This is a genomic window from Armatimonas sp. (assembly GCF_031410135.1).
Classification (GTDB): Bacteria; Armatimonadota; Armatimonadia; order Armatimonadales; family Armatimonadaceae; genus Armatimonas.
The window spans coordinates 1-1,553 of sequence record NZ_JANNYP010000927.1 but is presented as its reverse complement, the minus strand read 5'-3'; the positions used below and the strand labels follow the sequence as shown (position 1 = coordinate 1,553).

Here is a 1,553-nt window from a genome sequence, read left to right as displayed (position 1 = left end):
GAGAGGCTTGCTGCGACTCATGGTGGCACTCTCGACGATGACGGTATTCTCGCGATTGTTGAAGCCACCGGAGCGCCAGAAGAATATGTCCGCCTGGCCCTTAAACTTCGAACGGATCAAGGCAAGCAAAGTTTTGTCTCGCGGGCTCGCTCACAATACGTGACACTCGAGACGTCACAGAAGCGCTATGTCCTATCCGGTGCGCTCGCTACCTTGACTGCCTTGTCGGGCGGGCTGGAGAGACTGAGCAGTTCTATTTCAATGACCATGAGGTCCTCCTCTTATGGCGTGTTCGGCATGATCGAGTGCCTACTTTTTGTCGGCGCGATCTACAACGTTGCACAATCGCGAGACCGCAGAACTGCTTTGCTCAGAGGAGCCATTTACGGAGGCGCACTGTTCAGGAAGCAGTCGTAGGTCGCGATGCTGCTCGCGCTGCGAATGAACGTTGAGCCTGCGATGATTCTGCTCTTCATGGCGTTGGGCGGAGGAATTGGCATAGTTTCGCACCTCTTATTGAACAGATTTAGGTCAACTCTGGGCATGAAAGATCCCGCCAAAGAACGTCAGGACATGCTCAAGCAGTTGGTTGATCTCCAAACCAAACTCAAGACCGGGGAACAGCAAGTTACGTTCATGAGCATCGACATGGTCGGATCGACACGCATGAAGGAATCTGCAGACCCGCTCTCGGTCGAATTCACCTTTAACGAGTACCACATCTATATCGAGAAAACTGTCCAACGATTTGGAGGTCGGGTGCATTCAACCGCAGGAGACGGTGTGACCTGCGCCTTTGAGGAGCCAAGTGCGGGGTTCCAAGCAGCAAAGGCAGTTCAGTCGGGCCTGTTCGAGTTTAACGCCTTCAGAAATCGACTCTCCGAGGCGGTAACTCTTCGAGTTGGATTGCACACCGGTTTGATTGTTCCGCCCGATTCCGGGGATGTTCGTTCGATCAACTTTTCCCAGGTCATCGACATCTCGGCTCATCTTCAAAAGTGCGCACCTCCCGGCGGAGTCGCGGTGAGTGATGCCACCGCAGAGGGTGTTCCTGGTGGACAAGTTGGAATCGGCTCAGAGCGAATCGAAACAAGCGGAATCACCGGAACCTTGTGGAGAAGCAAGCAGTTGGAGCTTCCCATGCAAAATCTAGAGACAAGCCCGGCACCCGGGCGGGCCTGAAAAACGACTCATGGGACGATTCTTTCGAACCGAGTCGGAATTCCTTGATAGTTGGCACGGAAACGGAAGCACAACCCTTACGCGACTGGGCTCAGTGAGAGCAGAAGCAGTGGAAGAAATCGCCTTCAGAGTTGGGAGATTGCTTTCTCACACCCATTTTAAGATGTTTCATAACGCAGGGAAACCGATGCTAGAGCGTCGGTATGCAACCCGAAGGTACGAGTTGATGTTTCGCACACAGCCAAAGGCTGAAGAGGGTGTTTTCCCCGACTTTACCGTCAACTGTATCGTCACCGAATCTCGGCTCTTGGAGCATCGACAGCTCTTTGGAAATACAGCGAGCGGTCAGTTGTCGGTCGTCGCGCAAGCGA

At 53.6% G+C, this 1,553-nt stretch carries 2 protein-coding genes; both read left to right on the top strand.

Going from position 1 to position 1,553, the window contains the following annotated elements:
• Window positions 1–417, top strand: a 417-nt coding sequence (locus RMO15_RS33070) for a hypothetical protein (protein WP_309723605.1), incomplete at its 5' end; no start/stop codon positions are given.
• Between the two features lie 126 nt (window positions 418–543).
• A complete protein-coding gene (locus tag RMO15_RS33065; protein ID WP_309723602.1) occupies window positions 544–1,182 on the top strand; it encodes an adenylate/guanylate cyclase domain-containing protein in 639 nt (212 codons plus the stop codon).
• Window positions 1,183–1,553: the final 371 nt, after the last annotated feature.